Here is a 7,073-nt window from a genome sequence, read left to right as displayed (position 1 = left end):
CAGCCCTCTTCCCGTACCGCGAAGCCCCCGGCACCCCGCACGGGAAGTGGCTCTGGTTCCTTCCTGTCCGGGCCCTGGACGCCGGCTGGCGACTCGTCGAGCAGGCGGTGGAAGATGGGAAGCTCGGCCCGGGGGCCAAAGTCGCCACCCTCGGCCACCCCCGCAACGGCGACCCCACCCGCCGACCGGTGATCGTCTACACCGTCGACTGCACCAACAAAGCCGACGTCCATCGCGTTCTGGTTGCCCTGCGCGCCCTCGGCGTCAACGACGCCTTGGCATACAAGACCGACGAAGCCGCCGAACTCGGCGAGTATGGCGACCGAACCAGCCTGTATATCAGCCCCGTTGGCAGCGAAAAGGTCGTACGTCGCACCCCGCGTTACGCAACGCCGACCTGATCATTTTGACCCGGTTCAGCCGCGGGAGCGGGGCTGCCGCTCACGCCGACTCGGTCGTCTACTGCAGGTACGTGCCGGAGAAGGTGCCGTCATAGCCCATGGAGCGAAGCGCGTGGTCGAAGTCCGGCGCCACATCGGTTACGGGGCCCATGAGGGCGTCGAACTGCTGCGCCATGCGGGGCTCGGGCCAGGTGTGGGTGCAGCGGCAGCGGATGAAGACGCCCTCGGCGTTCTTGATCACCATCCAGTCGTGATCCGCCCCGCAGTGGTGGCAAGTCACGGTCGTATCCGCGAAGACGATTGGTCCGGGGTGCGGGAAGGCCAGGAAGGAAACGCTAGCCCGGTCTACCCGCAGCTCCACCGGCACGTCGAAGGGTTCCGGCGTGGAGCTCGTTTCCGCCGGAGCGGCGGTCTCCTGCCTCCAGGCGGCGGTCTTCCTGCTGCGCCAGAACATCCGGTATCCCTTCTGCCGTGTTGCCGGGTCCACGATCGCGGGCCGGCGCGTCCCGTGGCTACTTGGGAAGAGGTGTGCATCAGCGACTCGTCCTTCCGCTGCGACGGTGATCGGCGTGAGGAGTGGTACGTGCTGTTCGTACAGCGGCTCTTGAGACCGGGGTGGTTGTGGGTTGCGGGGAGTGGGTGGGTAGGTCGGCGAGGCGGCGTATGCGCCACACCAGCACGTCGCTGACGGAGTCGGCAGAGTGCAGTTCCCGTTGCCCGGAGGCTTCCCGTAGGAGGGTTTCGGGGTCGGCTCCGCTTCGTGCAGCGTCGTTGAGGGTGGCGGCCAGGGCGTCCCAGCCGGGCTCGGTCAGCACAGTGTCCGCGAGGTGCGGCAGGGCCTTGCGGACCGTCATCTCGTACCGGGTCCGGGCGGGGCGGGGAAGGCGCCGCCCGCGCTGGCGCAGCTCGGTCAATGGCACGTGAGCGGTGAGTCGGTAGGCGGCGCGTAGGTGCTCGGCGGCTTGCCGGGCGGCGGCGGCCTGCTGGGCGTGCTGGTGCTGATTGTGCCAGCGGGCGGCGGCAACGACGACGAAGAGCAGGGCGGAAAGCACCATGGCGGTGCCGGCTCCATCCTCTCCGCGGCCGAGGGATGGGCCGGCGTAGACGACTTCCCGGGCGGCTTTGCGCAGAGCGCGTGCTTCGGCGTGCTGGGCACGGACGCGGGAGCGGCTGGCGCGCTCGAAGGCCCGTGCCGCATCACGGAGTTCGTGGCGGGTCGTGGCTGCGGAGGTCTTGGCGAGAGCATCGAGGAGTTCTCCGGTGGCGGAGAGCTGGGCGGCTGCCGAGCCGTCGTCACCCTGCTCGTCGAGGCGCGGCAGAGCATCCCAGAGCGCTGTCGCGGCGGTACGGCGCGCGTACGCGGGCCCGGCGCGTCTGCCGAGCGGGGAGCCTGCCTCGCTGGGTGCGAGGCCGTGCGGGACCTGCGCGGCGTCGGGCGCGAGGCGTTCGCGGATGCGGGGGAGGGAGAGGTCCGGCGCCAGCTTCGACCCGGAGTAGAAGACGGGCCGGCCGTCCTTGTTGCGGTCGCCGGGCAGGGCGACGGTGTACCCGAGCAGGTCACCGGAGGGTGCGATGCGCTGCCGGACCAGCAGGCCGGCAGCACCGAGACGCTCGAAGAACTCCTCCTCACTCGCCGCCCCGGTCACGGCGCGCCGGACCGTCTCCCGTAGCTCCTCGCGGACGGTGCGTTCCCTCTTGTGGCGTTCGGCCTTGTGGCGTTCGGCGCTGGTGGGGCGCTGGGCGGCGGTGCCGTCGCCGGCGTTGACGATGACCAGGCGCAGTTCCTTCTCGATCAGCCGGCACTCGTCCTGGGCGCGCCGGCCGGAACGGTAGTCATCGGGGCGGCTGCCGTCCTCGCACACCAGGGTGGCGACGATGTGGATGTGGTCGTCGGCGTGCCGGACCGCGGCCCAGCGGCAGCCGGGCTGGCCGTTGCCGGGGTCGATCCCGGTGGCTGCGACGATGCGGCGGGCGATGTCGCCCCACTCCTCGTCGCTGAGGACGCGGTCGTCGGCTGCGGCGCGCACGGAGCAGTGCCACACGTGCTTGGCGGGCCGGCGGTGCTCGGGGAGGGCGTCGACGGGCTGGTCGAGCAGCAGCTGGAGGTCCTTGAGCGTGGCGCTGGGGTCGCGGCCGGGGTCGGGGGATATCCCGTCGAAGGAGGCGACGAGGTGCGGGTCGACATGTTCCTCGCGCTTGCCGGGCCCGTAGAGGTAGGCGAGCAGGCCGATCGTCCGGCTGCCCGGGGTGTTGACGCTGGGGATCACGGGTGGGTCTTGTTCCGGTTCAGTAGCTGGGAGGTGGCCTCGTAGACGCGGTCGGCGGCACGGTGGACAGCGGCGACGGCCTCGTCCAGGTGAGGCGCTTCGGCTCCGGAGTTCAGGGCCTTGACGGCCTGGTTGAGGTTGCTGCCGGCCCAGCCGAGCCGACGGCGGCTCTCGAACAGTGCGGTGAGCACTTCGCGTTCGTCGGCGATCTCGGTGGCGGTGCGGTTGAGGTCTCGTGCGGCAGACAGGGCGGCGCGGGCGAGGAACCCGGCGACGGACAGGTTGCACTGGGCGGCGGCGGACTTCACGAGGGCGAACTCTTCATCGCTGAAGCGCGTGTTGGGCTGGTGCAGGCGCTTCTTCTCAGGTGGCTGTCGGGGACGCTGGCGAGCTCGGCGAACGGCGGGATCACGGAGGCTGCGACGATGCGGTCGCGCATCCCCCTGCCCAGGCTTCGATCCGCCCTCGGTCGAAGCCTCTCGGACCTGCACCCCCTGGTGCAGGTCCGTTCCCGCCCCCTCGGGGGCGGGAACGGCGGAAGCTCCCCTTCCGCCCCAACTTGCTCGCCCCGAGGTCGAGTTAGATGTCACCTGCGGGTTCGAGGGGTTTGGGGAAGGGTGGCGGTTTGTCATCGGTTCTCACCGTCGGCGGCGCGCACCTGCTGCTGGAGTGCGGCGGCCAGGGCCAGGACTTCGTCGGCGTCGCGCAGCAGCCACACGGTGCTCTCCGGGCGGATCTGGGCGAGCCACTGCCCGTCCGGTCCTTCGACGATGGCGTGTACGAGTCCGTAGCGCAGGAGTACGTCGGCCCAGGCTGCGGCCTCCAGGTCGGTGTTCGGTGCGGGCATCACGTAGTGGGGCATTGCGGGTGAACTCCCTTGCAGTGCGGGGCGGGGCGTGGCGGCGGCCCGGCCGGGTGTGGTCGGGCCGCCTGGTGGTGTCAGCGGCGGTATGTGTGCTGGTCAGCCGCATTCGCGGCAGCGGCGGAGATGCCGGTTCAGGGCCCGGGCCATGGCGTGGCGGGTGGTCTGGGCGCTGGTGCGGCAGGTACGGCCCAGGGGGCTGGCCGGGGCGCGGTCGGCGCGGCTTTCATAGCCGACGATGTCGCGTTCGAAGGCAGTCTGGACGGAGCGGAAGCGGTGGCAGTGGTGCACAGCGATGGCCTTTCGCGGGCATGTGGGGTGTGCGGCAGCCGGGGGCGCCGCACACCGGGTAAGGCGGGCGAGTAGGGAGGTCAGGCGGCGAGCGCGGCTTCGTCGCGCAGGCGCTGGAGGATCAGGCCGAGGCGCTGGTTGCTGACCTGGATCTGGTGCTCGCGAAGGCCGCTGCGGACGACGGTCCGGTTGATACGGCCATGGAGTGTGACAGCGGCGCGGGCGATCGGCAGGAGTTCTTCGATGTCCTGCTCTTCGCCGTCGCCCCCGGTCGCGCACCGGTCCGCGCTCTGTCGGTCCGCAGCATCCGCGGTCCGCTGGTCCGCAGTGGCATCGAGGGGAGCGGACTGGTTCTGCGGACCGGTCCGCTGGTCCGCACCCTCCTGCGGACCGGTCCGCACCTTTTCGTCTGTCTCGGACGGTGCGGTCCGCTGGTCCGCAGCGGACCGGTCCGCGATCTGCGCCGACGGTCCGGAGGATGTGGTCTCCGCAGTCCGGGGACCGGACATCCGGACGGATCCGGTCGCGGACCGGTCTGCAGCTGCGGTCCGGGACAGCGGACCGGGTGCCATTGGTTCCTGCGGGTGCGGCAGCGCCTGGTCGCGGTCGGCGGCAAAGGCTTCGTGCGATGCCGACGCCTCGGCGAGCGGACCGTCGAGGGTCTCGGTCCACGGTCCGCTGAGGGCACGGACCGTCTCAGCGGACCGGTCCACAGCGGTGGTCTGGAGCGAGCGGACTGGTCCGCTCGCCTGTCCGGCGCTGTGGTCGTTGTGCGGACTGGTCCGCACCGTGCTCTCCGGACCGGCCGCTGCGCGGCGATGGTCCGCGGACCGGTCCGCACGAGCGGTCTGCTGGTCCGCACACGCTGGATGGTCCGTGCGGACCGGTCCGTGCGCCACCTCGGTGCGGGCGGGCTGGTGGCGGGTGATCAGGATGTAGAGGTGGACCGCGCCGGCGAGGGCGAGCGGGGCCAGGGTGGACAGGACGCCGACGGTGACGTCGCCGAGTCGCAGTCCGGCAGTTTCGGCGTGGTGCAGCTGGTTGAGCCGGATGGCGTGCAGGGCGTTGGCCCAGATGCTCGCGGCGGTTGCGGTGCCGAACAGGGCCCAGACGTAGAGCCGTGCGCGCCAGGGAGCGGTGCGGGTGAGGATCAGGGCGCGGACGCCGTAGCCGATGAAGCCGTCGATGACCAGCGGATAGAGGTAGGTGAGCAGGCCGCGGATGTGGATGGCGACGGCCATCTGCTGGAGTGCGTCGTAGGACAGGGCGCATCCGGCGGCGCCGAGGAGCAGGATGGCGGCGCGGTCCCAGTCGCCGACCGCCGTGGTGGTGTTGCCGGTGGTGGTCACGCGGCCTCGCCGAGGCTGTGGCGGTCGATGATCTGGCTCAGGCTTCCGGGCACCACTGTGGTGCCGGAGGCGGCATCGTTGGCAGGCTCGTCATTGCCGCCTGCCTCGTGCCAGTAGCGGTCGCGGTCCTCGATCTCGTTGTGTGCGTTGCGCAGCAGGTCAGTGGCCCAGTCCTGACTGACCTTCAGGGTCCAGGCGAGCTGTTCGGCGGTGAAGCCGTACAGGTAGGCGAGACGGGCGACGGCGGCGCGCTCGGTGCTGCTGAGGTGGACGTCCAGGCCGCGCAGCGCGGCGGCGACGCGGTCCCCGTCCAGGCGGTAGTCGAGCTTGTGGTGGAGAGGTCGGCGTTCGTCCTCCGTCATGCCTCCCCGGATACCGTAGAAGCTCTCGCTCTCCAGGGCGGCGTCCAGGCAGATCCGGCGGACGGGGCACTGGGCGCACAGCGCCCTGGCCTGGGCGATGTCCTTGCGGGCGCGGGAGGTGGGGAAGAACAGCCGGTCGGCGACGTCGGGTTCGAGGTCGCCGCAGGCGGCCTTGTCGTGCCAGGACTGGTCACCGAGCCGCCGGAAGTTGGAGGCGGGCGTGGCGGTGGTGGTGCGGGCGTGCATGGGAAGGTACTCCGTTCGCCCCCGAGGCGCGTGCGGACAGCGCTCAGCGCGGGGGTTCGGGTGAAGGGGGTTGCAGGAAGCGGCGAGAGCCGAGAGGAGCCAGTTAGGCGGCGATGTTCCGGCGGCGGTCGGGGCCGGTGAAGACCACTTGTTCGCACATGCCGGTCAGGCGGGAGGCGACCCGGTCGCCGATCTGTGCCCGGAGGTCGCTGATGGGCAGGTTGCTGGTGACCAGGGTGGGCAGCTGGTGGATGCTGCGCTGGTTGATCAGCCGGTAGGTCAGTTCCTCGGTCCATTCCGAGGACTTCGCGGCGCCGAGGTCGTCCAGGATCAGCACCGGGATGCGGATGATGCGGCGCAGCATCCACTCCGGGTCGACGCCCTGGCGCGGGCGCATCTCGGCGTAGAGGTCGGCGGCGGTGGTGGCGTGCCAGCGCACGTCGATGCCGGCGCCGAGCAGGCTGCGGATCGCCCCGTACGCGGCGTGGGTCTTGCCCCGGCCGGTCCGTCCGACCAGCAGCAGCGAGGGGCCGTGGGTCACCTGCCGCCGCGCGGAGAGGTTCGGCGCTTCGGCGGCGCGGGCGATGGTGTGCACCCAGGCGGCCACCCGGGGGTGGTCAGTGACCGCGTCCCGGTACAGGCGCGGGATCTGCTTCTGGGCCCGCTCGAGGGCGGGGATCGGCTCGGGGGTGTCGCTGACCGGCATCCCGGCCGGGGGCATGCCGCGCTCGGCGAAGATCCGCTGGAAGCGGGCGGCGATCGGAGCGGCCGACAAGGGCGCAGGGTCGCGGTGGTGAGGGGGCATCAGAGCACCTCCTCGTACGCCGAGTCGTCCGCCGGGTTCATCCAGGGCGTGTACCCGCCGCCTGCCCGAGCGGGCGCCTGATGGGCGGTGGCGTTCATGACCTCGTTGACCAGGCTCGGCAGCACGCTCGGGCTCAGGCCCTTCGTCCGCAGCCGCTCCATGGCGGCGCGCAGGTGCTCGGTGGCGATGCCCTCGCCGAGCAGCTGGTTCAGCTCCCGCCCCAGATGTCCGAGCACCCGCTCCGGCGGCCGGTGTGCGCAGGCGGCGACGTACTCGCCGATCAAGGTCTTGGCCGAGACGGTCGAGGGCGCGGGCGCGGTGCGCCCCGAAGGGATGGATCCAGGATCCAAGATCCTAGATCCAGACGGCGAGGGCTCGTCGAGTCCTCGGCGAGGGTTCGACGAGTCTTCGTCGAATGCGTTCTGACCTGCGGTTTCCTCCTCAGCCGTGGAGGCGGCACCCTCCGGGTGGCCGGCGGAGGGTGCTGGGG

At 71.3% G+C, this 7,073-nt stretch carries 10 protein-coding genes; 1 reads left to right on the top strand and 9 read right to left on the bottom strand.

All coding sequences use genetic code 11. The features are described from left to right. A partial coding sequence (locus K6I34_RS27920) for a putative phosphothreonine lyase domain-containg protein (protein WP_229329949.1) occupies window positions 1–401 on the top strand: 401 nt, incomplete at its 5' end. Between the two features lie 58 nt (window positions 402–459). Here K6I34_RS27920 and K6I34_RS27915 read toward each other — a convergent pair. The 9 genes from K6I34_RS27915 to K6I34_RS27875 form a co-directional block, all read right to left on the bottom strand. After that, window positions 460–855 carry a hypothetical protein gene (locus K6I34_RS27915; protein ID WP_229329947.1) on the bottom strand — a complete coding sequence of 132 codons (396 nt, stop codon included), beginning with the start codon at window positions 853–855 and terminating at the stop codon, window positions 460–462. 79 nt (window positions 856–934) lie between these two features. Then, window positions 935–2,668 carry a relaxase/mobilization nuclease domain-containing protein gene (locus K6I34_RS27910; RefSeq protein WP_229329945.1) on the bottom strand — a complete coding sequence of 578 codons (1,734 nt, stop codon included), beginning with the start codon at window positions 2,666–2,668 and terminating at the stop codon, window positions 935–937. After that, the gene (locus K6I34_RS38990; protein WP_374231038.1) at window positions 2,665–3,300 is read right to left on the bottom strand and encodes a hypothetical protein; all 636 of its coding nucleotides are present in this window, start codon (window positions 3,298–3,300) and stop codon (window positions 2,665–2,667) included. The genes K6I34_RS27910 and K6I34_RS38990 overlap by 4 nt, the downstream gene beginning before the upstream one ends. After that, window positions 3,297–3,530 (bottom strand): hypothetical protein, encoded by a 234-nt coding sequence (locus K6I34_RS27900; protein WP_229329941.1) that lies wholly within the window; start codon window positions 3,528–3,530, stop codon window positions 3,297–3,299. The genes K6I34_RS38990 and K6I34_RS27900 overlap by 4 nt, the downstream gene beginning before the upstream one ends. Window positions 3,531–3,629: 99 nt before the next feature. Next, window positions 3,630–3,821 (bottom strand): hypothetical protein, encoded by a 192-nt coding sequence (locus tag K6I34_RS27895; protein WP_229329939.1) that lies wholly within the window; start codon window positions 3,819–3,821, stop codon window positions 3,630–3,632. A gap of 80 nt (window positions 3,822–3,901) precedes the next feature. Then, complete coding sequence (locus tag K6I34_RS27890; RefSeq protein ID WP_229329937.1) at window positions 3,902–5,170, bottom strand: DUF2637 domain-containing protein; 1,269 nt, start codon at window positions 5,168–5,170, stop codon at window positions 3,902–3,904. Beyond that, window positions 5,167–5,778, bottom strand: coding sequence for a WhiB family transcriptional regulator (locus K6I34_RS27885; protein ID WP_229329935.1), 612 nt, complete (start codon window positions 5,776–5,778; stop codon window positions 5,167–5,169). The genes K6I34_RS27890 and K6I34_RS27885 overlap by 4 nt, the downstream gene beginning before the upstream one ends. Before the next feature lie 103 nt (window positions 5,779–5,881). Continuing rightward, on the bottom strand, window positions 5,882–6,583 hold the full coding sequence (locus tag K6I34_RS27880; protein ID WP_229329933.1) for an ATP-binding protein: 702 nt from the start codon (window positions 6,581–6,583) through the stop codon (window positions 5,882–5,884). Beyond that, entirely contained in the window at window positions 6,583–6,933 is a 351-nt protein-coding gene (locus K6I34_RS27875) for a hypothetical protein (RefSeq protein WP_229329931.1), read from the bottom strand. The genes K6I34_RS27880 and K6I34_RS27875 overlap by 1 nt, the downstream gene beginning before the upstream one ends. Window positions 6,934–7,073 lie beyond the last annotated feature (140 nt).

Source organism: Streptomyces sp. UNOC14_S4, from assembly GCF_020740835.1.
In the GTDB taxonomy this organism is placed as follows: Bacteria; Actinomycetota; Actinomycetes; order Streptomycetales; family Streptomycetaceae; genus Streptomyces.
The sequence above is the reverse complement of the archived record's forward strand: the minus strand, read 5'-3'. Positions and strand labels throughout refer to the sequence as shown.

Coding starts and splice junctions, on each gene's coding strand:
- K6I34_RS27880 (WP_229329933.1), bottom strand. CDS start 6,583: ATGCCCCCTCACCACCGCGACCCTGCGCCCTTGTCGGCCGCTCCGATC.
- K6I34_RS27885 (WP_229329935.1), bottom strand. CDS start 5,778: ATGCACGCCCGCACCACCACCGCCACGCCCGCCTCCAACTTCCGGCGG.
- K6I34_RS27900 (WP_229329941.1), bottom strand. CDS start 3,530: ATGCCCCACTACGTGATGCCCGCACCGAACACCGACCTGGAGGCCGCA.
- K6I34_RS27915 (WP_229329947.1), bottom strand. CDS start 855: ATGTTCTGGCGCAGCAGGAAGACCGCCGCCTGGAGGCAGGAGACCGCC.
- K6I34_RS38990 (WP_374231038.1), bottom strand. CDS start 3,300: ATGACAAACCGCCACCCTTCCCCAAACCCCTCGAACCCGCAGGTGACA.